Origin of the sequence: Sphaerisporangium sp. NPDC051011 (assembly GCF_040653595.1) — a bacterium.
GTDB lineage: Bacteria > Actinomycetota > Actinomycetes > Streptosporangiales > Streptosporangiaceae > Sphaerisporangium.
In genome coordinates, this window is sequence record NZ_JBFAGG010000015.1 from 105,428 (window position 1) to 128,388 (window position 22,961).

Sequence of the window (22,961 nt, forward strand, 5' to 3'; positions counted from 1 at the left end):
CCCGGCGGCCTGTACCGCCGCGTGCCCCGCGGACCGGGCTCTGAACCCCGCGCTCTGGACCCGCGCTCTGGATCGCCGCCCGGCGAGGCGGTGACCAGCACCGTTTCCGGCGTCCCCCACAGCCGGCGCACCGGCCGCGCTAAGCTCGTGCCGACGTCGAGACACCGGGGGGCTTCGTGCGGCGCGGCCGTATCATCGCGATCACGTCCGTCGCGACCGTGCTGGTCGCCGGCACCGCAGCCGGTGGCGCCTACTACGTGCTGCACACGCGGGGCAGCGCGGCCGAGACGGCGGCCCGCTTCAGCGCCGCGTGGTCCCGCGGCGACCTGACGGCCATGCGCGCCGACCTGGCCGCCCCGGCGAGCGGGTTCGAGGCCGCCTACGCCGAGCCGGTCAAGAACCTCGGCGCCACCCGCACCGCCGTGCGGCTGGGCCCGGTCACCGAGACCGGGGACGACCGCGCCAAGGCCGCCTACACCGCCACGCTCACGCTGAAGAACATCGGCCGGTGGACCTACACCGGCTCCCTGGACCTGGTCGTGACCGACCGCCACTGGAAGGTCGCCTGGACGCCCGCCGCCGTGCACCCGGCGCTGACCGGCTCCACCCACCTGGCCCTGAAGACCACCTGGCCGCAGCGCGCCGCGATCGAGGACGCCTCCGGGGCCCGCATCGACGGCACCGGCGCCGGCGGCTCGGTGCAGCAGCTCGCCGGTTACCTGGACAAGGCCACCGCCAAGGACGTCGCCAAGCTCGGCTCCGCCTACAAGGCGGGCGACCCGGTCGGCAGAGGAGGGCTCCAGGAGACCTTCCAGAAGGATTTGGCCGGGGTGCCGACCACGCGCATCGTGGTGACCGACGGCTCCATGAAGACCCTGCACACGCTGAAGACGATCGAGGGCTCCCCCGGTAAGCCGGTGCGCACGAGCCTGGATCCGGGGGTGCAGCGCGCCGCGGCCGCCGCCGTCCGTGACCTGGACAAGCCCACCTCCCTGGTGGCGATCCGCCCGGCCACCGGCGAGATCCTCGCCGTGGTCAACAACCAGGGCGGCTTCAACCGGGCGCTGGACGGCCGCTACCCGCCCGGGTCGACGTTCAAGACCGTCACCGCGGCCGGCCTGCTCGCCGAGGGGCTCACCCCCGCGCAGAAGGTCACCTGCCCCAAGCAGGTCAACGTCGGCGGGCTGCCCATCCGCAACTCCGACCACGAGTCCTTCGGCTCGCTGACCTTCCAGGACTCCTACGCCCACTCCTGCAACACCACCTTCGCCCCCCTGGCCGCCGAGCACCTGAACGGCGGCGGGCTCCAGCGGTTCGCCACCATGATGGGCTTCAACCAGCCGCTCGCCATCGGCGTCCCGGCCACCAAGGGCAGCATGCCCAGGCCCACCGGGCTCGCCGACCTGGCGGCCGAGTCGTTCGGGCAGGGCCGCATCACCGCCAGCCCGCTGGTGATGGCGGGCGTCGCCGCGGCCGTGGCCGACGGCACCTGGCGCCCGCCGACGCTGGTGCCCTCGCTGGCGCAGAAGGCCCAGCCGCAGGAACTGCCGGCCGGGGTCGCCGAGAAGCTGCGCGCCATGATGGCGGCGGTGGTGAACGAGGGGACGGCCAAGGGCGCCGGGCTCCCGGCCGGCACCGCGGGCAAGACGGGCACCGCGGAGTTCGGCACGGGGCCCAAGCTCGACTCCCACGCCTGGTTCATCGGCTTCCGCGGCGAGGTCGCCTTCGCCGTGGTGGTCGAGGCCGGAGGCATGGGCGGCGCGGTGGCCGCCCCGGTCGCCGCCCGCTTCCTACGGGGCCTTCCCGGCTGACCCCCGCGGCCCACGGGCGCGGACCGGCTCGCACGGGCCCGGGTGTCACATGGGCAGGGCCGCCGCGTCGCCGCGGAACACCATGATCAGCAGCGTCGCGATGAGCGTGGCGATCAGCATCCAGCTCACCAGGATGATGATGGTCGACCTGCTCGGACGTCTGCGGCGGCGGCGGGCGCGGGCGGCGCGCTTGCGGTCGCCGGCCTCCTTGCGCACCACGCGCTCGTTGAACGACTCCAGCCGGGCGGCGAGCCTGGGGTCGTCATCGGTGAGATAACTCTCGATCTGGGCAAGCATTCGCTCCTCGTCCTGCGACCAGGCCATGCCTAACCTCCCGGCAACGCAAGCGGTGTGACGACGTTTGTCCCCATCATGAAGATCTTTAGCCATTTGTTGAACCCCTTTTTGCCCGGCGGCTCCGGGAGTTGCGATCTCAATCGAATGCCTGTTCTAATCAAGCTCATGCGCTGGGACAACCTGCGCCTGACCGGCCCGCCGGAGTCCTCAGAGCCCTCACCGGCCTGCGGGCCCGCGGGCCCGGCCCCGGGCGCGCCGGCCGTGCCGCCGATCGCCCGCGGCGTGGTCGCCGAACGATTCGACACCCCGGAGTTCCGGGGCATGACCTTCTACGAGATCCAGGCCCGCTCGATCATCAACCGGGTGCCGGCGACCGGCCGGGTTCCGTTCGAGTGGACGATCAACCCCCCCTTAAATAGACATATGGGTGATTGACTGCGGTGATGGGTATTTAATGCCGGTGATGCACGCTTTATGGTGCATTGTCATGCAATAGCAGGCCCATGCGTTCGGGGGGAAACATGGCCGGAACACGAAAGAAGTCCGCCAAGGCCACCGGAAAGGCCAAGAAAGCGGCCATCAAGGCCACGCGCGAGACCAAGCAGAATAAACGCGAGGACGAGGACAAGCGCGAGGCGCGGCCCGACGAGGCCCGATGACCTGACCGGGCATCACCCCCGGCCGTCCGCCCGCCCCCGAGGGCGGACCCGGTGATCCCCGGTTCACGGGCAGGTCCCTGTTCAGGCACCCGCCGCCGGACCGGCGTACGGCCGTGTTAGCTTTTCGTGCTATATGACCGTATTCGCCGGGTACGTGGTTTCCCTTCGCGGCGAAGAGAGCCGTTCACGTCTCGACGTGAACGGCCCGGGTGCCTGATCATGGAAACCCCCGTCCCCCCGAACGCGAGGATCGATGTCCGCATACGCCCGCTTCCCCACGATCTTCGGTGACGAGATCGTCTTCGCCTCCGAAGACGATCTCTGGATGGTGCCCGCCGCCGGCGGCCGCGCCTTTCGCCTGACCGCCGGGGTCGCCGAGGCCGGATATCCCCGCTTCTCCCCCGACGGCACCCAGATCGCCTACGTCGGGCGGGAGGAAGGCCCCGAAGAGGTCTACGTCATGCCCGCCGAGGGCGGCGCCGGGCGCCGGATGACCTACGACGACGCCATGTGCACCGTAACCGGCTGGGACCCCGTCGGCGCGATCGTCTACGCCAGCGACGAGGGCCAGCCCATCGGCCGCCGCCGCTGGCTGTACCGCGTCGACCCGGCGACCGGCGTGCGCGAGCGCCTGCCCTACGGCCCCGCCAACACCGTCTCCTACGGCCCGGGCGGGGCGGTCGTCCTCGGCCGCAACACCGCCGACCCCGCCCGCTGGAAGCGCTACCGCGGCGGCACCGTCGGCGACCTGTGGGTGGACCGCGACGGCGGCGGCGAGTTCAGCCGCCTGATCACCCTGGCCGGCAACCTCGCCTCCCCCTGCTGGGCCGGCGAGCGCGTCTACTTCCTGTCCGACCACGAGGGCGTCGGCAACGTCTATTCCTGCACCCCCGAGGGCCAGGACCTGCGCCGCCACACCGACCACGCCGACTACTACGCCCGCAACCTCTCCGGCGACGGCCGGCGCCTGGTCTACCACGCAGGCGCCGAGCTGTACGTCCTGGACCCCGACGACGGCGAGGCCCGCCGCGTGCACATGCGGCTGGGCAGCCCGCGCACCCAGCGCAACCGCAGGTTCGTCCCCGCCGCCCACTACCTCGACAGCGCCACCCTGTCCCCCGACGGCAGCGGCCTGGCCATCACCACCCGCGGCAAGGCCTACTCCTTCGCCGGCTGGGAGGGCCCGGTCCGCCAGCACGGCGAGCCCGACGGCGTCCGTTACCGCCTGCTGACCTGGCTGAAGGACGCCGAACGCCTGGTGGCCGCCGCCAGCGACGAGGGCGACCGCGAGGTGCTGGTCGTGCTCACCGCCGACGGCAGCGCCGCCCCCCTGCGCCTGGACCACCTGGACACCGGGCGCGCGATCTCCCTGACCGTCTCGCCCGCGGCCGACCGCGTCGCGCTGACCAACCACCGCAACGAGCTGCTGGTCGTCGACCTGCCCGCCGGTGGGGAGGCCACGCTGACCGTCGCCGACCGCAGCGGCTTCGGCCGCATCGAGGACCCCGCGTGGTCCCCGGCCGGCGACTGGCTCGCCTACACCCGCCCCGAGTCCGCGCAGACCACCGCGATCCGCGTGTACGAGCTCGCCACCGGCGAGTCCCGCCTCGCCACCCGGCCGGTGCTGCGCGACCGCGCGCCCGCCTTCGACCCCGAGGGCCGCTACCTGTACTTCATCGGGGAACGCGTCTTCAACCCGGTCCGCGACGAGCTTCAGTTCGACCTCGGCTTCCCGCTCGGCACCCGCCCGTACGCGGTGGCGCTGCGCGCCGACGTCGGCTCGCCCTTCGTCCCCGAGCCGAAACCCCTGTCCGGCGACGGCGGCAAGGACGGCGACGACAAAGCCACGGACAAGGGGACGGCCGGGGGCAAGGGCGACGACTCCGGCAAGCAGGCCCCCGCGGGCCCAGACGGGGCGCAGGACGCCGCAGGATCCGCCGGGCAGGACGATCCGGACCGTCCGCGCCTGCGCATCGACTTCGAGGGCATCGACCGCCGCGTCGTCGCCTTCCCGGTCGCCGAGGGCCGCTACGACCGCGTGGCCGCCATGAAGGACAAGGTGCTGTTCACCTCCTCCCCCGTCGAGGGCAGCCGCGGCGACGACTACGCCGACCCGGTCACCGGCACCCTGCAGGCCTACGACCTGACCCGGCAGAAGCTGGAGACCCTGGTCTCGGGCGTCACCGAGTTCCGGCTCGGCCGGGACGGCACCACCCTGCTGTACCGCGCGCGACACCGCCTGCGGGTGATCAAGGCCGGCGAGTCCCCCTCCGACGACGACTCCCCGAGCAGGGCCGGCGGCTGGATCGACCTGGACCGCGTCAAGGTGTCGGTCAGCCCCGACGCCGAATGGCGGCAGATGTTCCGCGAGGCCTGGCGGCTCCAGCGCGAGCACTTCTGGGCCGACGACATGTCCGGCATCGACTGGGACGCCGTCTACGACCGCTACCTGCCCCTGGTCGACCGGGTGGGCACCCGCGGCGAGTTCTCCGACCTGCTGTGGGAGGTGCAGGGCGAACTCGGCACCTCCCACGCCTACGAGAGCGGCGGCGAGTACCGCCCCCGGCCGCACTACTCCCAGGGCAAGCTCGGCGTCGACTGGTCCTACGCCGACGGCGCGCACACCATCGCCGCCATCGTCCGCGGCGACCCGTGGGACCCGGACGCCACCTCCCCGCTCAACCGCCCCGGCCTGGACGTGCGGCCCGGCGACACCGTCGTGGCGATCAACGGGCGGCCCGTCGAGGGTCCCGACGGCCCGGCGCGGCTACTGGTCAACCAGGCCGGCCAGGAGGTCGAGCTGACCATCCACCGCGGTGACGCCCCACCGCGGCGCGTCACCGTCAAGGCGATCGCCGACGAGCAGCCCGCCCGCTACCGCGACTGGGTGGAGGCCAACCGGCGGCGCACCCACGAGCGCACCGGCGGCCGGGTCGGCTACATCCACATCCCCGACATGGGCGTCGACGGCTACGCCGAGTTCCACCGGGGCTTCCTGGCCGAGTACGACCACGAGGGCCTGGTGGTGGACGTCCGGTTCAACGGCGGCGGCAACGTTTCCAGCCTGCTGATGCAGAAGCTCGCCCGGCGGCGGCTGGGGTACGACTTCCCGCGCTGGGGCGTGCCCGAGGCCTACCCCTCAGAGTCCCCGCGCGGCCCGATGGTGGCGATCACCAACGAGTTCGCCGGCTCCGACGGCGACATCTTCAGCCACACCTTCAAGCTGCTCGGCCTCGGCCCGCTCATCGGCAAGCGCACCTGGGGCGGCGTGATCGGCATCTGGCCGCGCCACCGGCTCGCCGACGGCACGGTCACCACCCAGCCGGAATTCTCCTTCGCCTTCGACGACGTCGGCTGGCGCGTGGAGAACTATGGCACCGACCCCGACATCGAGGTCGACATCACCCCGCAGGACTACGCGCGCGGGGTGGACACCCAGCTGGAGCGCGCGATCGACGTCGCGCTGGAGCGGCTGGCCGAACAACCCGCCCACACCCCCCGCCCGGCGAGCCGCCCCCACCTGGCCGTCCCACCACTGCCCCCACGCACCTGACCGCCCCGCCGATGTTCCCGCGCCCTTCGGACACCGCGCGGGCGTTCGGTTCGTTGTGAGAGTGGGCGTGGTCCGGATTCTCCAGGGAGGGGTGAACCCGGACCACGCCCTTTACAATGTAGATCACATACGCGCCTCCCCCGCCTTCCCGCTTCCGACCTGGACGAGGGCTTCACCCGACATGCCCGATCGCGCTGGACGAGTGCGGCCCCGTGGCGATCGGGATGGCGGGGGCGTCCACGACGATCGTGCCGGTGGGCAGGCGGCGAGCCGGGACGGGCATCTTGCCCTCCCGGAACCACCGGTAGGCGGTCTGCGGGTGAATTCCCTGCGACTGCCCCCACTCAGCCTGGCCTCACGCCGTCATCGAAACATGCGTTCGCTCGTATCCGCTCACGATCGCGAGCGGTTCCTTGCCCCCGCCGGGTGCCGTCTACCGGCCCTGGCGGCCCGAGGCGAGCGGCTCGCTGGTGAGCGTTCCGGGGTCCCACGGGAAACCGGCCTTGAACGTCGCCCGGGCGAGCGCCTGCTGGCCGTCGGCGTTGGGGTGGAAGAAGTCCCACTTGCTGACCTCGTCCAGCGTGAAGGGGTAGGCGAAGACGGCGCCGCCGTCGGTCCTGCACCCGGGCCCGTACGCGGCGCACGCCTCGGCCAGCGCCTCGTTGTAGTCGCGCACCCGCTCGCGGACGCGGTCGCGGCGGGCCCGGTCCTTCTTGGCTGCGGAGGACGCGCGGGCCAGCATCGCCGGGCAGATGTGGCCGATCGCCCAGAACGAGCGGGCCACGACGCTGTCCTTGCCCAGGCGCCAGAGCCGCTTGATGTCGGGGATGCTCGCGGCGAAGACCTTCGCGCCCGTGGGGGCCAGCACGGCCAGGGCCCGCTCGACGCGGGCCCGGTACGTCGGGACGGGCGTCATCCTGGACTCCTCGCCCGCGCAGGCGTCCTGCGCGCCGATCAGGATCGTGACGTAGGCCGCCTTGGCCGCCACGGCCTTCTCTGCCTGGGCGGCCAGCTCGGCGCTGGTGGATCCGGGCACGGCGAAGTTCAGGTTGTGCCCCTTGACGGCCGGGTCGATCGCGAGCATGCGCAGGTAGTGGCTGTTGACGCCGGCGTCGTCCCCGGACGACCACGACCGCGAGGTGCAGGGGACGTACCAGCCGCAGGCGTTGAAGCCCGCGCTGATCGAATCGCCGAGCGCCGCCATCACCGGGGGCACCGGATCGGCGGCCGCCGCGACGGCCGTCACGGGGGCGCACACCACCGCGGCTGCCAGGACCAGTGCGATCTTTCCGACCATGGTCACCTCTATCTGGGACGATCGATCCTGAGCAAAAGATCGGCTACCAAGGTAGAGATCACCGGCGGCCCGCTCTATGACCTGTGGGCGAGGCGTTGCTACCGTTGACCGAGTTCCTATCGTGGCTTGACAGGGCCTGCCACGTGTGTAGACGCGGATGACGTCCGATCACGCCGTCCCGCGGGGGCGGTGAGACCGGCACCCGATGTCGAACACGTTCAGATTCCGAATAAGGTGGGCAGAGTGAGTGTCGCGCTCGGGATAACCCGCCCCCCGCTGGTTCGCAGCGTCCCCGTCCATCACGCGGAAGATCTGATCGCGCGACTGCCGCAGGCCCCCCCGTACGCCTGGGTGCACCAGGGCGAAGGGCTGGTGGCCTGGGGCGAGGCCGCCCGGGTCTCCGTCCCGCCCGGCGCGGGCCGCTTCGAGTGGGCGCGGCGCTGGCTGGCCGAGGTGTTCGGCGAGGCCCACATCGACGACGACGTGCACGTGCCCGGGTCGGGGCCGGTCGCCTTCGGGTCCTTCACCTTCGACCCCGACGCCGCCGGGTCGGTGCTGGTGGTGCCGCGCGTGGTGCTCGGCCGCAGGGACGGCCGCGCCTGGCTGACCACGGTCGGCGAGCCGCCCATCGACCTCATGGCGCCCGCCGTGCCGCCCGGCCGGGTGGTGTACGGAGACGGGTCGCTGTCGGCGCCCGGCTGGCAGCACGCCGTGGCGCGGGCGGTGAAGGACATCCGGGCGGGCAGGCTGGAGAAGGTCGTTCTGGCCCGCGACCTTCTCGCCACGGCCGAGCGCGAGATCGACCCGCGCGTCCTGCTGGAGCGCCTGGCCCGCGCCTACCCCGACTGCTACACCTTCTCGTGCGCCGGGCTGGTCGGCGCCACGCCCGAGCTGCTGGTCCGGCACACCGGCGAGTCGATCGAGTCGCTGGTGCTGGCCGGCACGACCTACCGGGGCGCTACCCCGGCCGGGGACCGCGCCCAGGCCGAGGCGCTGTTCGCCTCCGCCAAGGACCGCCACGAGCACGCCTGCGCCGTCGCCTCGGTGCGCGACGCGCTGACGCCGCTGTGCGCGTCGCTGTCGGTGCCCGAGGAGCCGGAGCTGCTGGTGCTGCCCAACGTGCAGCACCTGGCCACCCGCGTGCGGGGGCGGCTCGCGGCCGGGGCGTCGGTGCTGGACGTGGTCGCGGCCATGCACCCCACGGCGGCCGTCGGCGGCACGCCGACGCCGGTGGCGCTGGAGGTGATCCGCGAACTGGAGGGCATGGACCGCGCCGGGTACGCCGGGCCGGTCGGCTGGATCGACGCCCGCGGCGACGGCGAGTGGGGCATCGCGCTGCGCTGCGCCTACGTCGAGGGCCGCCGGGCGCGGCTGTTCGCCGGCTGCGGCATCATGGGCGGCTCCGACCCCGAGGCCGAACTCGCCGAGGCCCAGGCCAAGTTCCGCGTGATGCGCTTCGCCCTGGAGGGCTGACCGGCGGGCGGCCGTCCGCGGCCCGCCGGCCGAGGTGTCAGGACGTCCCGGGGGCGGGGGCCGTCGCCGGGCCGTCGCGGCCTGGTTCGTGGGCGAGTTCGTGGGTGAGGTGGTCGAGTTCGGCGCCGCCGGCCATCAGGGACGTCAGCTCCTCTCTGGTGATGTCCGCCTTGGCGAACCGGCCGAGGCTCGTGCCGCGGTTGAGGACCAGGAAGCGGTCACCGACGGGGTAGGCGTGGTGGGGGTTGTGGGTGATGAACACCACGCCGAGGCCGCGGTCCCGCGCGCGGGCGATGTGGCGCAGCACCACGCCGGCCTGCTTGACGCCGAGCGCCGAGGTCGGCTCGTCCAGGATCAGCGCCCTCGCCCCGAAGTGGACCGCCCGGGCGATGGCGACGGACTGGCGCTCGCCGCCGGACAGCGTGCCCACCGGCTGGTCCACGTCGCGGATGTCGATGCCCATGCCACGCAGTTCCTCGCGGGCGACCCGCTTGGCCCGCGCCACGTCGAAGCGGCGCAGCGGGCCGGTGACCGGCTCCGAACCGAGGAAGAAGTTCCGCCACACCGACATCAGCGGGATCATCGCCAGGTCCTGATACACGGTGGCGATGCCGCGGTCCAGCGCCTCGCGCGGCCCGCCCAGTCGCACCGGCGAGCCGTCCACCAGGTACTCCCCGCTGTCGTGGGCGTGCACCCCGGCGAGGATCTTGATGAGGGTCGACTTGCCGGCGCCGTTGTCGCCGAGCACGCAGGTCACCTCGCCCGCGCGCAGCACCATCGACACGCCGCGCAGGGCGATCACGTTGCCGAACACCTTGCCGACCTCGCGCGCCTCCAGAAGGGGCGGGGCGGGGGGCTCCGGGGAGGGAACGGTCATCGTCGCGCCTCCTCGGCGTAGCGGCGCACCAGGCTGTTGGCGAGCGTGGCCAGCAGGAGCATGGCGCCCAGGAAGAACTTGAACCAGTCGGCGTCCCAACCGGCGAACACGATGCCCTTGTCGGCCATCCCGAAGATCAGCGCGCCGATCGAGGCGCCGACCGCCGAGCCGTACCCGCCGGTCAGCAGGCATCCGCCGATCACCGCGGCGATGATGTAGATGAACTCCTGGCCGATGCCCGTGCCGGCCTGCACCGAGCCGAAGCGCAGGGCTGTGATCGAGCCGACCAGCCAGGCGGCGGTGGCCGTGGTCATGAACAGGCCGATCTTCACGCGGGCGGCCGGGACGCCGACGGCCCTCGCCGCCCGCTCGTCGCCGCCGATCGCGAAGATCCAGTTCCCGGCCCTGGTGCGCATGAGCACCCAGGTGGCCAGGGCCGTGACCGCCAGCCACCAGAAGATCGCGACGCGGAAGTCGACCCCGCCGGCCGTGACCGACCCGGCCAGCACCGCGCGGGCCCCCTCGTACCCCTCGGCCCGGCGCAGCCCGCTCACCTGCACGGTGCCGGTGATCGCCTTGGTGAGGCCGAGGTTGAGCCCTTGCAGCATCAGGAACGTGCCGAGCGTGACGATGAAGCTCGGCAGCCTGGTGCGCACGACCAGCAGCCCGTTGAGGAAGCCGATCGCCAGCGCCGGGACCAGGCCGGCGAGCATCGCGAGCCACACGTTCCAGCCGAACCGGGTGGCCAGCGTCACCATGACCAGTCCGGTCGTGCCGGTCAGCACGCCCGCCGACAGGTCGAACTCGCCGCCGATCATCAGCAGGGCGATGGCGACCGCCATGATGCCGAGGGTGGAGGCCGGGTCGAGCCAGTTGGCGACGCCGTCGGCCGAGCGGAAGACCGCCGACTGGGAGGAGAAGAACGCGAACACGGCCAGGGCCCCGACCACCGAGCCGAGCTCGGGGCGGACCAGCAGGCGCCGGAGCACGCCGGCGCCCGCGAGCCGCTCGTCGGCGGGGACGCTGGTCACCGGGTGCCCTCCAGGGCCAGCTCGGCCACCTGGGCGGCGTTGTCCTTGGTGACGAAGCCCGGCCCGGTGTTCACCGGCAGGCCGCCGCCGACGATGTTGAGGTTGTTCTTGTACAGGTAGAGGAAGGTGATCGGCAGCCAGCCCTGCAGGTACTGCTGCTGGTCGACCGCGAAGAGGATCTGCCCGATCTGGATGGAGTCGACGACGTCCGCCGACAGGTCGAAGGTGGCGAGCTTCGCTTTCGACCTGCCGTCGGCGATGGCCTCGCGGGCGGCGACGGCGATCGCGGGGTTCAGCGTCAGCACGCCGTTGACGGAGGTGTCGGCCTGCAACCTGGCCTTGATCTTGGAGGTGGCGTCGGCGAGGTTGCTCACGTCCACCTGCAGGCGCTCGACGGTGCCGCCCAGCGTGGCCGTGGCGCCGTTGCACCGCTGGTCAAGGCCGACGTTGCCGGCCTCGTGGATGACGCACAGCAGCTTGGTCACGCCCTCGGCCTTGAGCTTCTCGCCCGCGCCGCGCCCCGCGACCTCCTCGGACTGGCCGACGTGGGTGATCGCGCCGAACTCCTTGGAGCTGTCGCCGCCGGAGTTGATGGTGATGACGGGGATCTTGGCGGCGACGGCCTTGGTGACGGACTCACGCAGCGCGTCGGGGTTGGCCATCGAGACGACCAGGCCGTCGACCTTCTGGCTGACCGCCTGGTCGATGAGCTGGGCCTGCTTGGCGGGGTCGCCGTCGCCCTGGTAGGTGACCGCGGCGCCGTACCGCTTGCCCGCCCCCTCGGCGCCGTTCTTGACGACGTCCCAGAAGGGGTCGCCGGGCGCGCCGTGCGTGATGACGGCGTAGGTTCCGCCGTCCGTCCCCGCCTGCCCGCCGGTGGACGACGCGGAGGCGCTCGCCTGCCCGCCGCCGTTCTCGCCGGAGCATCCGCCCAGCACCAGCGCTCCCAGCACCGCCGCCGTGATCAGTCGTGTGACACGCGTCATGGGTTACCTCCCGCTCCGTCCTGGGGGGACGGTGATCGGCCGCATATCAGCGTTTGTAACCTCGTGTAACCTCGCTGTCAATTAGTTGTCGTGACATTCGGATGTATTGGGTATGTCACCTAATAATTTGTCAGGACATACTGACATATCGCCACTCCGGCACTCCGGCGGACCACGCCGGGCACGAAGAAAGCCCGGCGAACGATCTCGCCGGGCTGGGGGCATGCCGGGTCTACTTCAACGTGCGCACGATGTCGAGGATCTCGTCGAGCTTCGTGCCTTGCTCCTCCAGAGTTCTCGTGTGCTCGTGGACGGTCGTGGCGAGGCCGTCCAGGATCTTCGAGTGCTGGGCGAGGGTCACCGTGTGCAGGTTCTGCTGCACACGGATTCCCTTCAGATCGTCGACCACGGCCATGTAGAGGCCGCTCGCGGCCTCGGCCCTGCCCGACGCCTGACCGGCCACGTAGGACGCGGCCACGGCCTGATCACGCACGGAGCCGAGCATGGACTCGACCTCGGCAATGCGCAGTTCAAGCTCAGTCGATGACATCTTCATTCCCTCCACACCCGAAGACTAGCGCCACCACATGACGGAGCGCACACGATTGGCGACTGTACGTGAAAACATCTCACTGTGCGGGGTGTGGCATGACTCGCCGGCATCGCGGTCGGTCCGCCCGCACGGCGGCGTTTTTGTCCGGACATCTTGATGTCCGCTACCCTGGTCCCTCAGCGATCTGGAACGGAGCCGGGAGAAGGCATGGGCACTCGACTCGACATCGATCTCGATCGCTCAATTCCCGTTCCGCTGTACTTCCAGGTGGCCGAGCAGATCGCCGAGGCGATCCGGCGCGGCGACCTCGCGCCCGGCGCCCGGCTCGACAACGAGATCCTGCTGGCCGACCGGCTCGGGCTCTCGCGTCCGACGATCCGCCAGGCGATCCAGTACCTGGTGGACAAGGGGCTGCTCGTCCGCAAGCGCGGCGTCGGCACCCAGGTGGTGCACGGCCAGGTCAAGCGCTCGGTCGAGCTCACCAGCCTGTACGACGACCTGCGCCGCGCCGGCCAGGAGCCGACCACCCGCGTGCTGTCGCTGCGGCCGGTGGGCGCGGACGAGGAGATCGCGGGCGTCCTCGGCGTCCCGGCCGGCACCGAGGTGCTGCGCCTGGAGCGGGTGCGCTACGCGGCCGGCGAGCCCCTGGCCCTGCTGCACAACTGGCTGCCGGCCGTGGCGGGCCTGACGTCCGAGGCCCTGGCCGAGCGGGGGCTGTACGAGCTGCTGCGGGCGGCGGGGGTGCGGATGCGGGTGGCCGACCAGCGCATCGGCGCGCGGGCCGCCACCCCGGCCGAGGCGCGGCTGCTGGACGAGCGCCGGGGCGCGCCGCTGCTCACGATGGTGCGCACGACCTACGACGACCAGGGCAGGGCCGTGGAGCACGGCTCGCACGTCTACCGGGCCTCGCACTACTCGCTGGAGGTCACGCTCATCGAGCGCTGATCGGCGTCCCCCGCCGCGGGTTCCGCCAGCCGGGCCGCGCGGCGCTTGAGGAACAGCGTGGTACCGATGCCGAACAGGAGGGCGACGACGAGCGCCACCCAGGAGAAGCCCTTCAGCCAGCGGTCGGCCGCCATGCCGAGGTAGTAGATGACGCCCGTCGTGCCGGCGGCCCAGGTGATGCCGCCCAGCACGTTGGCGACCAGGAAGCGCCAGTACGGCATGTGCAGCGCGCCCGCCAGCGGGCCGGCCAGGATGCGCAGCAGGGCGATGAAGCGGCCGATGAAGACGGCCCACATGCCCCACCGGTCGAACGCCTGCCGGGCCTTGGCGACGTGGGCGGGGCCGAAGTGCTTGGGGAAGCGCCGGGACAGACGGTCGAACAGCGGCTGCCCGCCCTTGCGGCCGATGGCGTAGCCGATGGAGTCGCCGATGATCGCGCCCGCGCTCGCGCACACCGCCACCCACACCGGGCTCACGGCGTGGTGGGCGGCCATCAGGGCGGCGCTGACCAGGACGACCTCCCCGGGCAGCGGGATGCCCAGGCTCTCCAGGCCGATGACGCCGCCCACGATCACGTAGACCCAGAGCGCGGGGATCGCCTGGAGCCACTCCTCGACATGCATGACTCACACCCTATGTCGTGGGATGAAACGGGTTTTACATACTGAAGGAGATCTGACCCACGCGTGACGTAAGAATCGCCGGTCTCCGGGGCATAGGCAGGGCGTGGCGTGGAGGTTGCTCATGGACGGCTGGCGTCGGGCCCGGCTCACCGCGGTGATCTACGACTTCGGCATCGCGCACGAACGGCTCGGCAGGCTCGGCGGCAGGCTGCTGTGGGGCGCGGACATGCGGCGTTTCTACCGTGACCTGGACCGCCCCCGCAAACCGGCGGACGGGGACCGCGTGCTGGACGTCCCGTGCGGCGGGGGCACCGCCTTCAGGAAGCTCGAACCCGGGGTGCGCGGGTACGTGGCCCTGGACCTGTCGCCGCTCATGCTGCGCCGGGCCCGCGACCGGGCACGCCGTGGCGGCCTGCACGGCATCCGGTTCCTCCAGGGCGACGTGGCCGGCCTGCCGTTGCGCGACGGCGAGTTCGACCGGTGCCTGAGCTATTTCGGCCTGCACTGCTTCCCCGACCCGGCGGCGGCCCTCGCCGAGATGGCCCGCGTCCTGCGCCCGCGGGGCCGGTTGCACGGGACGGCCGTCGTGCGCGGGGGCGGGCCGCGGCAGGACGCGCTGATCCGGCTGTTCCAGCGGATCGGGACCTTCGCCGCCGTGGGCACGGCCCGGGACCTGCCCCGCTGGCTGGAGGCGGCGGGCTTCGACCGCGTCGAGGTCGACCGCGACGGCGCGGTCGCCTACTTCTCCGCCCGCCGGGCCCCGTGACCCACCGCCCGGGCGCCCGCTCTAGCCCCCGGCGCGGACGGCCTCGTGGGCGGCGTCGCGCAGCAGCGCGTGGATCCGGGCGTTCTCCTCGCGGTCGGTGCGGGCCTCCACCAGGCGCAGGCCCTCGCCCCGGATCGCCTTGGGCAGGTCGCCGATCGAGGACACCAGGGTGTGCGGCGTGCCCGTGGCGGCGGCGACGTAGGCCAGGTCGACGCCGTGGGGGGTGCCGAAGACGCGTTCGAAGGACTCCGGCAGGCCGGCCTGGGGCAGCAGGGAGAAGATGCCGCCGCCGTCGTTGTTGACGACGACCAGGCACAGGTCGGGGCGGGGCTCGCGGGGGCCGAGGATGAGGCCGTTCTGGTCGTGCAGCAGCGTCAGGTCGCCCAGCAGGGCGTAGGACGGGCCGTTGTGGGCGAGCGCCGCGCCGACCGCGGTGGACACCAGCCCGTCGATGCCGGACGCGCCGCGGTTGGCGAGCAGGCGCAGGCCGCGCCGGGGCCGCATGGCCTGGTCCAGGTCGCGGATCGGCATGGAGGAGCCGCAGAACAGCAGGGAGTTGTTGGGCAGCAGCTCGACGAGGTCCCGGGCCAGGCGGGGCTCGCTGATGCCGGTGTCGTCCAGCACTCCGTCCACCGCGCGCCGCGCGGCCGCGTCGGCGGCGCGCCAGGACTGCAGCCAGCCGTCGTCGCCGGCGGCCGCGGCGATCTCGACGGCCTCGGCGACCTGGGTGGCCGAGCGGGTCGGGTCGGGCCAGCGCGACAGGTCGCGGGCGACCACGACGTGCTCGGGCGCCCGCTTGAGCCAGGACAGCAGCGGGCGCGACAGGCTCGGCCGCCCGAGCGTCACCACGACGTCGGGGATGTGGGCGTCGGCGAACTCCGGGACGCCGAGCAGGAAGTGGTAGGCCGAGATGGCGTTGTCGCCGTAGCGGGCGCCGCCGCTGGGCTCCGACAGCACCGGCCAGCCCGCCATGCCCGCGGCGGCGACGTACCGCCGCACGTTCACCGCGCCGTCCCCGACGACCAGCACGCCCCGCCGGGTGGGGGTGACGTGCAGCCCGGCCGAGGGCGGCGCCACCCGGGCCCGCACCCAGGGCCCGCCCGCGTCGCCGTCCAGCGGCTCGCACCAGGAGGTGTCGCCGTCGGGGATCAGCGGCTCGCGGTAGGCGAGGTTGAGGTGGACGGGGCCGGGGTCGCCCGGGCCGAGGGCGCGCTGGTAGGCGCGGCAGGCCAGCGAGCGCCAGTAGGCGACCTGCCCGGGGCGCTCCTCGGGGACGCCGACCTCGGCGAACCAGCGCACCGACGCCCCGTACAGCTTGAGCTGGTCGATGGTCTGGCTGGCGCCGGTGCCGCGCAGTTCGGGCGGCCGGTCGGCGGTCAGCAGCAGCAGCGGCACCCCCGACTCGCTCGCCTCGATGACCGCCGGGTGGAAGTTGGCGGCGGCGCTGCCGGAGGTGCAGACCAGCGCCACGGGCCGCTCGGACCTGCGGGCCAGGCCGAGGGCGAGGAAGGAGGCCGACCGTTCGTCGATGCGGACGTGCAGCCGGACGCGGGAGTCGGCGTGCGCCGCGATGGCCAGCGGCGCGGAGCGCGAGCCGGGGGCGAGCACGATGTCGGTCAGCCCGCAGCGCACCAGCTCGTCGACCAGGACGTCGCTGAGCGCCGTCGCCGGGTTCACCGGCCCTCCTCTGGCGCGCTCGGCCGGACCGGAGGGATCGCCGCGGCGGGGACGCGCGGGGCCGTCATCGAGCGACGGCGGCGGGGACGGCGCGGTTGCGGTCGACAACGCCCACGATCAGTCTCGCTCCTCACTGCGCCCGGCGCCGGCGCAGCGCGCGGGGAGGCCTCTCATCGGGACTAACCTTACGACCGTGAGTGAGCGACCGGTGCACGCGGTGGTTGCCGGCCCCGGCCCGCTGGTGGTGCGGAAGGTCCGCGAGGCGCTGCTCGGCGGCGGCCCGGCCGTGCTGCCGCTGGATCCGTCCCTGCCCGCCCCGGCGCTGCGGGCCGCGCTGGAGGCGCTGCGCCCGACCCATCTGGTGACCCCCGGTGAGGTCCGGCCCCTTCCGGGCGGGGTCCCCGCGGCGGACGGGGTCGCGGTGGTCATCGCGACCAGCGGGTCCACCGGGGCGCCCAAGGGGGTGGAGCTGACGGCCTCGGCGCTGACGGCCTCGGCGTCGGCCTCGCTGGCGCGGCTCGGCGCCCGGCCCGGCGAGCGCTGGCTGTGCTGCCTTCCCCCCTCCCACGTCTCGGGCCTGCAGGTGCTGGTCCGGGCGCTGCTCGGCGGTTCCGAGCCGCTGGTCCACGAGCGGTTCGTCCCCGAGGCGGTGGCGGCGAGCGGCGCCGACCACGTGTCGCTGGTGCCCACCCAGCTCCGGCGCCTGCTGGAGGCGGGGGCGGACGTGTCGGGGTTCCGCACGATCCTGCTCGGCGGCGCCGCGGCCCCTCCCGGGCTGGTGGAGGCCGCCCGCGAGTCCGGCGCGCGCGTGGTCGGCACGTACGGCATGAGCGAGACGTGCGGGGGGTGCGTGTACGACGGCGTCCCGCTGGAGGGCGTACGGGCCGATGTGGGGCCGGACAGGCGGATCCGGCTCGCCGGGCCGGTGCTGTTCTCGGGGTATCGGCTGCGGCCCGACCTGACGGCGGCGGCGCTGGACGGCGGCTGGTATCTCACCTCCGACCTCGGGGCGCTCCAGGACGGGCGGCTGCGGGTGCTGGGCCGGGTGGACGACGTGATCAACACCGGGGGCCGGAAGGTCGTGGCCGGGACGGTCGCCGGGCTGCTGGCCGGGCATCCGGCGGTCCGGGAGGCCGTCGTGGTGGGCCGTCCTCACCCGGAGTGGGGTCAGGAGGTCGTCGCGGTGGTGGTCGCGGCCGACCCCGCCGCTCCCCCGGCCCTCGCCGAGCTCCGGTCGCTGGTGAAGACGCGCCTGCCGGGGTACGCGGCGCCGCGGGCGCTGGCGGTGGTGGACCGGCTGCCGCTGCTCCCGAACGGCAAACACGATCTCGTCGCCATACGTACGCAGATTTCCGGGTTTGTTGGCATAAGCGATCCTTCTTGACCACAATGTCCCGTCAAGGGAACCGGAAGTGATGTCCAGCGCGTCATACGGACAGGCTGGATCAGGAAGGACGCCTCGATGAACCCAACCCGCAAGATGTGGATCTCGGCCGGAGTGGCCGGTGTGGTCCTCGCCGGGGGCATCTCCGTCGCGGCCGCCGCCGCGTCCGGACGGGTGGACAGGTCCGAGAAGACCGGCCAGGAGTCGTCGCAGGCGACCCCGGGCCCCGGTGAGGCTCCGGGCCAGATCCCCGGCCCCGAGGTGCCCCAGAACGCCGAGCCGACCCGCTCGCCGGAGAAGTTCGTCGTCACCGACCCCGATCTCAACTCGGACCCGGGCAAGGTGGCGGAGTACTGGACCGAGAAGCGGCTGGAGAGCGCCGAACCCATGCCGATGCCCGTGCTGACGCCCGAGAAGACCCCCACGAAGACGCCCGGCAGCTGACGCCGCGCGATCACGCCGGGGAGGCGGGCCACCTCGAGGGGGCCCGCCTCCTTTCATGCCGGGGGCCGGGACGCCCCCGGGCAGGGCGGTGCCGGACACCCGATCGAGGGCAGGGGGCACCGCGACCAGGCAAGACGAGCCGGGAGATCAGGAGTCGCCCGGTCACGATGTGGCGGGTCGCGGGAACAAAAGACGGCGTCGGGCGTTATTGATACTGGTGCGCCGAACGCGAACGCCGCGCCATCCCATCGACTGAATCAGACGACTCCGTGACGGAGGAGGTGTGCTCATGCCCCGAACTGCCGCGGCGGCCTCGACCGAGCGCGAGGCGCCCTCGACGACCCTCGACCGCGTTCTCGACAGAGGCCGAGCTCAGGGGCACCTTTCCCTCGCGGAGCTGCGCGAGGCGTTCTCGTCGGCGCGGATCAGCCCGGCCAAGGGCCGTTCGATCGTGCGCGAGCTCACCGAGGCGGGCGTGAACCTCGCCGCGGAGGACGAGCCCGCCCCCAAGGCCGGCGACCCGCCGCGCGATACTCGTAAGAGCACCACTGTGAAGACTACCGCGAAGAGCGCAATGACCAGCACCACCATCACGCCCGCCGGCGGCTCCGGCGCCTCCGAGACCACCGCCGAGCCGCGCCCCCGGCGATCCGCGCGCAAGACGGCCGCGCCCGCACCCGCCACCGCGCCGGTCGCCCCCGACGACGGGCCCGGCCCCCAGGACAACTGGGAGGAGCCCGACGAGCACGAGCTCCAGAACGAGACGCTCGACCTGGACGACCAGTCCTCGGTCATGGGCGACTCTGTGCACACCTACCTCAAGTCCATCGGCCGCCGCACGCTGCTGACCGCGGCCGAGGAGGTCGAGCTGGCCAAGCGCATCGAGGCAGGCCTGTACGCCGAGCACAAGCTGGAGACCGGGTCGCCGGGCGAGGACGAGCGCACGGAGCTGGAGTGGGTCGTCGAGGACGGCAGGCGCGCCAAGGACCACATGCTCGAGGCCAACCTGCGCCTGGTCGTCTCGGTGGCCAAGAAGTACACCGACCGGGGCATGGCGCTGCTGGACGTCGTCCAGGAGGGCAACCTCGGCCTGATCCGCGCGGTCGAGAAGTTCGACTACTCCAAGGGGTACAAGTTCTCGACGTACGCGATGTGGTGGATCCGCCAGGCGATCCAGCGCGGCTTCGCCGACTCCGCCCGGACGATCCGCCTGCCCGTCCACGTCCTGGAGCTGCTGTCCAAGCTGTCGCGCGTCGAGCGTGACATGCACCAGCGCCTGGGGCGCGAGCCGACCCCCGAGGAGCTGGCGGTCGAGCTGGACAAGACCCCCGACCAGATCGAGGAGCTCCTGCGCACCAGCCGCCAGCCGATCAGCCTCAACGCGACCATCGGCGAGGACGGCGAGACCACCATCGGCGACCTGATCGAGGACGTCGACGCCCCCGAGGCCTCGGAGGTCGTCGACCGGCAGCTCCTCGGCGCCGAGCTGCGCGGCGTGCTGGACAACCTGACGCCGCGCGAGGCCAAGATCATGGCGCTGCGGTTCGGCCTGATCGACGGCAAGCCGCACACGCTGGACGAGATCGGCAAGCACCTGGGGCTGACCCGGGAGCGCATCCGCCAGCTCGAGAAGGAGTCGCTCAGCAAGCTGCGCCACCCGAGCAACACCCGGCCGCTGCTGGACTGGGCGAGCTGACGACGCAGCCCGGCCGGTGAGCCGGCGGCCACGGCCTCCGTCCCGCACGGGATGGAGGCCGTTCGCGTCTCGGGGCGCCCCGCGCGGCTAGTGCGCGGAGGCGCCGCCGGCGGCGGTGGAGACGAACGGGCGCGGCACGCGGACGATGCCGGTGAGCCGGTTCTCTTCGCGCAGGGTGCGCAGCCGGTCGACCTCGGCCACCCAGCGGGCGCCCTCGGGGGTGGCGACCCCCTTGCGGCGCCGGATGCGGTCGTCGTACGCCCGCACGCCCAGGGTCGCCCGCTTGGCGGCCTCGGCGGTGCGCAGCGCGTCGGTCAGCGCCCGGTCGAAGGCCAGGCCCGCGGCGCGCAGCTCGCCCGCGCCCGCTTCCTCGGCCCGCGCCCGGCGCAGCGCGCGCTCGGCGTCACGCGCCTTCTCCAGCACCTGGGCGAAGCCCTTCCCGACCTCCTGGTCGGCGTGGTGCCTGACCTCCGCCTCCCGGCTCACCCTCGGACGGAAAAACGCCATCGCCTGCCCTTTCTCGGCACTTCGCCGGTGATCCGGCGTTCGTCGCTCGCCCTAGCGTACGCCGCCTACGGAGGGGCCGGGCCGCCGGTACGGCGTGGCGCCCTTTACAAAGTAAGCCACTGTGTGGATCATGCCCTGTATGCCGGCGAAACGACCTCCCGTCCCCCTGTCCCGCGAGCGCATCATCGAGGCGGCGCTGCACATCGCCGACGGCCAGGGCCTGCGGCGGCTCACCATGCGCAGGCTCGGCGACGCGCTCCAGGTGGAGGCGATGGCCATCTACCACCACCTGCCCCGCGGCAAGGAGGCGCTGATGGACGCGCTGGCCGAGCACGTCACGACCGTCGCCGTCGATCCCTCAGGTGCGGCGGGCTGGCAGGACGTGGCCCGCGCGTGGGCCCGGGCGAGCCGCGCCGCGCTGCTGGAGCACCCCGGGGTGCTGGCCCTGGCCCTGACCAAACCCCCGCGCGGCACGGCGCTGATGGCGATCCGCGAGCAGGCCGAGCAGCTGGCCGCCTCCGGGCTGGGGGACGCCGCGGCGGCCGTGCGCGCGCTGCGGGCGTACGTGATGGGCAGCGTCGCGGTGGAGATCCAGCGGTCCGGCTGGGCCGCGCCGGCGGGAGACGACGGCGACGGGGACGGCGCGGAGTTCGCGAACGGCGGGAGCGGCGGCCCCGGCGGCGCTAGACTCGGCGGCGCGACGGCGGCCCGTCCCGAGTCCGGGGAGGAGGCCGTGGAGGCCTTCGAGCGGGGGCTGGACGCCCTGCTCAGGGGGCTTGCCGAGGCGTAACCATACGTTTATCCGTTCGGCGGCGAGTCGTATTGAGACCGTTATCTTCTGTCGGGCACGCTTGTGTCGCAGGTCACACGGCACGAGACCGGCCCGGCGGCCCCCTGGACCCCCCTAATCGAAGGATCTAAACCGTCCTAATGGGCTATGTCGCCCGCGTGTGACCCGCAGCACACTTACTCTGTAAGTGTGCGTCAGCACACACGTCGATCACACAGCGTTCGGCCCCGTCCGACGGGGGCGGGGGAATCGGAGCGGGCAGACGCGCCGTCGCCGAGGATCCCGGCCGGACACCAGACCGAGAGAGAAATCCGGAGGCACGCCGATGTGCCCGCATGAGCCGTCCTGTCCGAGCACCACCGCACCGGACCGCGAAGCCGCCCGCACGATCGCGGCGCACCCCGAGCAGGGGTGGAGCCTGCTGTGCAACGGCATCGTGCTTTTCGAGGACACCGGGGAGCTCCTGCCCGACGGCGCGGTCATCGCCCCGCACCGCCCCACCGACCTCGCCATCAGCGCGGCCTGACCGGCCCGCGGTTCACCCGAACCGGGAGCCGAGCCACTCCGCGACCACCTCGCCCACCAGGGCGGGTTTTTTCTTGAGTTCATGTCCTTCTCCGGCGAGCACGACCCGCCGGGCGGCGTCCGCCTCGTCGGGCACGCCGAACGGGTCGCGGTCACCGCTCACCACGAGCACGTCCACGCCCGCCTCGCGTAGTTCACCGGCCCGCGAGCGCTCCGGCCTGCCGGGCGGGTGCAGCGGGAAGGCCAGCGCCACCACCGCGTCGGCCGAGACGGCACGGGCGGTACGGCAGGCGACCCGCGCGCCGTTGCTCCGCCCGCCCTGCACCAGGGCCAGGCCAGGGAACCGGCGCCGCAGCGAGGCCACCAGCGCGGTCCAGGACTCGTCCTGCTTGACCGCCGAGCCCGGGGCCCGGGCGCCCGCGACGCGGAACGGCTGGAGGACCCGCGCGACGGTCCCGCCGATCTCACCGACCGCGTCGCGCACCGCCAGCAGGTCCGGCGCCTCCACTCCCCCGGACGAGCCGTGGGTGAGCACGAACAGGAACCGCGGGTCGCGCGCCTCGTCGACCTCCACGATCGCCGGCCCGTTCGGCGTCACGATGCGCATGGCCCACACCGTACCTGGGAAGGACCCCGCTACTTCTCGCGGGGGATGCCATGACCCGCGCCGCCGTGACAGATTAGGGCGGTGCCGGATAATCCACGTGACGAGCTGCGCGCCACCGTCGAGGCGCGGCGGGACCTCGGGCCCGAGTACGAGAACGTCCTGATCGAGTCGTTCCTGGAGAAGCTCGACCATTCGATCGAGACCAGGGTGCGCGCCGAGATCGCCGCCCAGCGCGGGCCCCAGGGGTACGTCCCGCCGCCCGGCGACGCCTATCCCCCGCCGGGCAAGGGCCCCAAGCAGGTCGACGCGATGATCCCGATCGCGCTCGGCTCGCTCGGCATCGGCGTGCCGCTCACGGCGATCGCCGCCCACCAGGCGGGGCCCGGCGGGCTGTTCCTGGCCTGGGCGGGCATCGTGATCGTCAACGTCGCCGCCGCGCTCGGCCGGCGCCGCCGCTGAG

23 protein-coding genes are annotated in these 22,961 nt (G+C 72.9%); 13 read left to right on the forward strand and 10 right to left on the reverse strand.

Going from position 1 to position 22,961, the window contains the following annotated elements:
* The first annotated feature begins 176 nt into the window (after positions 1-176).
* Positions 177-1,811 carry a penicillin-binding transpeptidase domain-containing protein gene (locus AB0H21_RS30475; RefSeq protein WP_358523395.1) on the forward strand — a complete coding sequence of 545 codons (1,635 nt, stop codon included), beginning with the start codon at positions 177-179 and terminating at the stop codon, positions 1,809-1,811.
* Positions 1,812-1,856: 45 nt separating this feature from the next.
* Here AB0H21_RS30475 and AB0H21_RS30480 read toward each other — a convergent pair whose 3' ends face one another.
* On the reverse strand, positions 1,857-2,135 hold the full coding sequence (locus AB0H21_RS30480; protein ID WP_358523397.1) for a DUF3040 domain-containing protein: 279 nt from the start codon (positions 2,133-2,135) through the stop codon (positions 1,857-1,859).
* A 117-nt stretch (positions 2,136-2,252) separates the two neighbouring features.
* Here AB0H21_RS30480 and AB0H21_RS30485 point away from each other — a divergent pair, with 117 nt between their 5' ends.
* The 3 genes from AB0H21_RS30485 (at position 2,253) to AB0H21_RS30495 (ending at position 6,320) form a co-directional block, all read left to right on the forward strand.
* Positions 2,253-2,543 (forward strand): hypothetical protein, encoded by a 291-nt coding sequence (locus AB0H21_RS30485; RefSeq protein ID WP_358523400.1) that lies wholly within the window; start codon positions 2,253-2,255, stop codon positions 2,541-2,543.
* Positions 2,544-2,629: 86 nt separating this feature from the next.
* A complete protein-coding gene (locus AB0H21_RS30490; protein ID WP_358523402.1) occupies positions 2,630-2,767 on the forward strand; it encodes a hypothetical protein in 138 nt (45 codons plus the stop codon).
* Between the two features lie 253 nt (positions 2,768-3,020).
* Positions 3,021-6,320 carry a PDZ domain-containing protein gene (locus AB0H21_RS30495; protein ID WP_358523404.1) on the forward strand — a complete coding sequence of 1,100 codons (3,300 nt, stop codon included), beginning with the start codon at positions 3,021-3,023 and terminating at the stop codon, positions 6,318-6,320.
* 433 nt (positions 6,321-6,753) lie between these two features.
* Here the strand turns inward: AB0H21_RS30495 and AB0H21_RS30500 are convergent, their stop codons facing one another.
* A complete protein-coding gene (locus AB0H21_RS30500; protein WP_358523406.1) occupies positions 6,754-7,617 on the reverse strand; it encodes a GDSL-type esterase/lipase family protein in 864 nt (287 codons plus the stop codon).
* 243 nt (positions 7,618-7,860) lie between these two features.
* Between AB0H21_RS30500 and AB0H21_RS30505 the strand changes: the two genes are divergently transcribed.
* Positions 7,861-9,090 (forward strand): isochorismate synthase, encoded by a 1,230-nt coding sequence (locus AB0H21_RS30505; protein WP_358523408.1) that lies wholly within the window; start codon positions 7,861-7,863, stop codon positions 9,088-9,090.
* Between the two features lie 37 nt (positions 9,091-9,127).
* Here the strand turns inward: AB0H21_RS30505 and AB0H21_RS30510 are convergent, their stop codons facing one another.
* From AB0H21_RS30510 to AB0H21_RS30525, 4 genes are all read right to left on the reverse strand, one after another.
* Positions 9,128-9,967, reverse strand: coding sequence for an ATP-binding cassette domain-containing protein (locus tag AB0H21_RS30510; RefSeq protein WP_358523411.1), 840 nt, complete (start codon positions 9,965-9,967; stop codon positions 9,128-9,130).
* Complete coding sequence (locus tag AB0H21_RS30515) at positions 9,964-10,998, reverse strand: ABC transporter permease (protein WP_358523413.1); 1,035 nt, start codon at positions 10,996-10,998, stop codon at positions 9,964-9,966. Before AB0H21_RS30515 ends, AB0H21_RS30510 begins: the two co-directional genes overlap by 4 nt.
* Positions 10,995-11,984, reverse strand: coding sequence for a sugar ABC transporter substrate-binding protein (locus AB0H21_RS30520; protein ID WP_358523416.1), 990 nt, complete (start codon positions 11,982-11,984; stop codon positions 10,995-10,997). Before AB0H21_RS30520 ends, AB0H21_RS30515 begins: the two co-directional genes overlap by 4 nt.
* Before the next feature lie 232 nt (positions 11,985-12,216).
* Entirely contained in the window at positions 12,217-12,534 is a 318-nt protein-coding gene (locus AB0H21_RS30525) for a hypothetical protein (protein ID WP_358523419.1), read from the reverse strand.
* 210 nt (positions 12,535-12,744) lie between these two features.
* Between AB0H21_RS30525 and AB0H21_RS30530 the strand changes: the two genes are divergently transcribed.
* Positions 12,745-13,482, forward strand: a complete 738-nt coding sequence (locus tag AB0H21_RS30530) for a GntR family transcriptional regulator (RefSeq protein ID WP_358523421.1) — start codon at positions 12,745-12,747, stop codon at positions 13,480-13,482.
* On the opposite strand, the gene AB0H21_RS30535 is transcribed toward AB0H21_RS30530, so the two are convergent.
* The gene (locus AB0H21_RS30535) at positions 13,449-14,105 is read right to left on the reverse strand and encodes a DedA family protein (protein ID WP_358523424.1); all 657 of its coding nucleotides are present in this window, start codon (positions 14,103-14,105) and stop codon (positions 13,449-13,451) included. The two genes, AB0H21_RS30530 and AB0H21_RS30535, sit on opposite strands and share 34 nt — an antisense overlap.
* Positions 14,106-14,226: 121 nt before the next feature.
* Here AB0H21_RS30535 and AB0H21_RS30540 point away from each other — a divergent pair, with 121 nt between their 5' ends.
* Positions 14,227-14,871 (forward strand): methyltransferase domain-containing protein, encoded by a 645-nt coding sequence (locus AB0H21_RS30540; RefSeq protein ID WP_358523427.1) that lies wholly within the window; start codon positions 14,227-14,229, stop codon positions 14,869-14,871.
* Positions 14,872-14,892: 21 nt separating this feature from the next.
* Here AB0H21_RS30540 and menD read toward each other — a convergent pair whose 3' ends face one another.
* Positions 14,893-16,548 carry a 2-succinyl-5-enolpyruvyl-6-hydroxy-3-cyclohexene-1-carboxylic-acid synthase gene (gene menD, locus AB0H21_RS30545; RefSeq protein WP_358523429.1) on the reverse strand — a complete coding sequence of 552 codons (1,656 nt, stop codon included), beginning with the start codon at positions 16,546-16,548 and terminating at the stop codon, positions 14,893-14,895.
* A 193-nt stretch (positions 16,549-16,741) separates the two neighbouring features.
* Here menD and AB0H21_RS30550 point away from each other — a divergent pair, with 193 nt between their 5' ends.
* From AB0H21_RS30550 to AB0H21_RS30560, 3 genes are all read left to right on the forward strand, one after another.
* Positions 16,742-17,932: an AMP-binding protein gene (locus AB0H21_RS30550; protein WP_358523431.1), complete on the forward strand. Its 1,191-nt coding sequence runs from the start codon at positions 16,742-16,744 to the stop codon at positions 17,930-17,932.
* Between the two features lie 78 nt (positions 17,933-18,010).
* Complete coding sequence (locus AB0H21_RS30555; RefSeq protein ID WP_358523433.1) at positions 18,011-18,376, forward strand: hypothetical protein; 366 nt, start codon at positions 18,011-18,013, stop codon at positions 18,374-18,376.
* Between the two features lie 289 nt (positions 18,377-18,665).
* The gene (locus tag AB0H21_RS30560; RefSeq protein WP_358523436.1) at positions 18,666-20,072 is read left to right on the forward strand and encodes an RNA polymerase sigma factor; all 1,407 of its coding nucleotides are present in this window, start codon (positions 18,666-18,668) and stop codon (positions 20,070-20,072) included.
* Between the two features lie 87 nt (positions 20,073-20,159).
* Here the strand turns inward: AB0H21_RS30560 and AB0H21_RS30565 are convergent, their stop codons facing one another.
* Positions 20,160-20,579: a hypothetical protein gene (locus AB0H21_RS30565; protein ID WP_358523438.1), complete on the reverse strand. Its 420-nt coding sequence runs from the start codon at positions 20,577-20,579 to the stop codon at positions 20,160-20,162.
* 139 nt (positions 20,580-20,718) lie between these two features.
* Between AB0H21_RS30565 and AB0H21_RS30570 the strand changes: the two genes are divergently transcribed.
* Both AB0H21_RS30570 and AB0H21_RS30575 read left to right on the forward strand, forming a co-directional pair.
* Complete coding sequence (locus AB0H21_RS30570; RefSeq protein WP_358523440.1) at positions 20,719-21,369, forward strand: TetR/AcrR family transcriptional regulator C-terminal domain-containing protein; 651 nt, start codon at positions 20,719-20,721, stop codon at positions 21,367-21,369.
* 325 nt (positions 21,370-21,694) lie between these two features.
* Complete coding sequence (locus AB0H21_RS30575; protein ID WP_358523442.1) at positions 21,695-21,895, forward strand: DUF5999 family protein; 201 nt, start codon at positions 21,695-21,697, stop codon at positions 21,893-21,895.
* A 12-nt stretch (positions 21,896-21,907) separates the two neighbouring features.
* On the opposite strand, the gene AB0H21_RS30580 is transcribed toward AB0H21_RS30575, so the two are convergent.
* Positions 21,908-22,501, reverse strand: coding sequence for an alpha/beta family hydrolase (locus AB0H21_RS30580; RefSeq protein WP_358523444.1), 594 nt, complete (start codon positions 22,499-22,501; stop codon positions 21,908-21,910).
* 81 nt (positions 22,502-22,582) lie between these two features.
* Here AB0H21_RS30580 and AB0H21_RS30585 point away from each other — a divergent pair, with 81 nt between their 5' ends.
* Positions 22,583-22,960, forward strand: coding sequence for a hypothetical protein (locus AB0H21_RS30585; RefSeq protein WP_358523446.1), 378 nt, complete (start codon positions 22,583-22,585; stop codon positions 22,958-22,960).
* The last annotated feature ends 1 nt before the right edge of the window (position 22,961 follow it).

Bases quoted from the DNA above. Each gene is read 5' to 3' on its own strand.
- AB0H21_RS30565 (WP_358523438.1), bottom strand. From the start codon at position 20,579: ATGGCGTTTTTCCGTCCGAGGGTGAGCCGGGAGGCGGAGGTCAGGCAC.
- AB0H21_RS30490 (WP_358523402.1), top strand. From the start codon at position 2,630: ATGGCCGGAACACGAAAGAAGTCCGCCAAGGCCACCGGAAAGGCCAAG.
- AB0H21_RS30580 (WP_358523444.1), bottom strand. From the start codon at position 22,501: ATGCGCATCGTGACGCCGAACGGGCCGGCGATCGTGGAGGTCGACGAG.
- AB0H21_RS30525 (WP_358523419.1), bottom strand. From the start codon at position 12,534: ATGTCATCGACTGAGCTTGAACTGCGCATTGCCGAGGTCGAGTCCATG.
- AB0H21_RS30560 (WP_358523436.1), top strand. From the start codon at position 18,666: ATGCCCCGAACTGCCGCGGCGGCCTCGACCGAGCGCGAGGCGCCCTCG.
- AB0H21_RS30575 (WP_358523442.1), top strand. From the start codon at position 21,695: ATGTGCCCGCATGAGCCGTCCTGTCCGAGCACCACCGCACCGGACCGC.
- AB0H21_RS30485 (WP_358523400.1), top strand. From the start codon at position 2,253: ATGCCTGTTCTAATCAAGCTCATGCGCTGGGACAACCTGCGCCTGACC.
- AB0H21_RS30570 (WP_358523440.1), top strand. From the start codon at position 20,719: ATGCCGGCGAAACGACCTCCCGTCCCCCTGTCCCGCGAGCGCATCATC.
- AB0H21_RS30500 (WP_358523406.1), bottom strand. From the start codon at position 7,617: ATGGTCGGAAAGATCGCACTGGTCCTGGCAGCCGCGGTGGTGTGCGCC.
- AB0H21_RS30530 (WP_358523421.1), top strand. From the start codon at position 12,745: ATGGGCACTCGACTCGACATCGATCTCGATCGCTCAATTCCCGTTCCG.
- AB0H21_RS30495 (WP_358523404.1), top strand. From the start codon at position 3,021: ATGTCCGCATACGCCCGCTTCCCCACGATCTTCGGTGACGAGATCGTC.
- AB0H21_RS30540 (WP_358523427.1), top strand. From the start codon at position 14,227: ATGGACGGCTGGCGTCGGGCCCGGCTCACCGCGGTGATCTACGACTTC.
- AB0H21_RS30555 (WP_358523433.1), top strand. From the start codon at position 18,011: ATGAACCCAACCCGCAAGATGTGGATCTCGGCCGGAGTGGCCGGTGTG.
- AB0H21_RS30535 (WP_358523424.1), bottom strand. From the start codon at position 14,105: ATGCATGTCGAGGAGTGGCTCCAGGCGATCCCCGCGCTCTGGGTCTAC.
- AB0H21_RS30510 (WP_358523411.1), bottom strand. From the start codon at position 9,967: ATGACCGTTCCCTCCCCGGAGCCCCCCGCCCCGCCCCTTCTGGAGGCG.
- AB0H21_RS30520 (WP_358523416.1), bottom strand. From the start codon at position 11,984: ATGACGCGTGTCACACGACTGATCACGGCGGCGGTGCTGGGAGCGCTG.
- AB0H21_RS30480 (WP_358523397.1), bottom strand. From the start codon at position 2,135: ATGGCCTGGTCGCAGGACGAGGAGCGAATGCTTGCCCAGATCGAGAGT.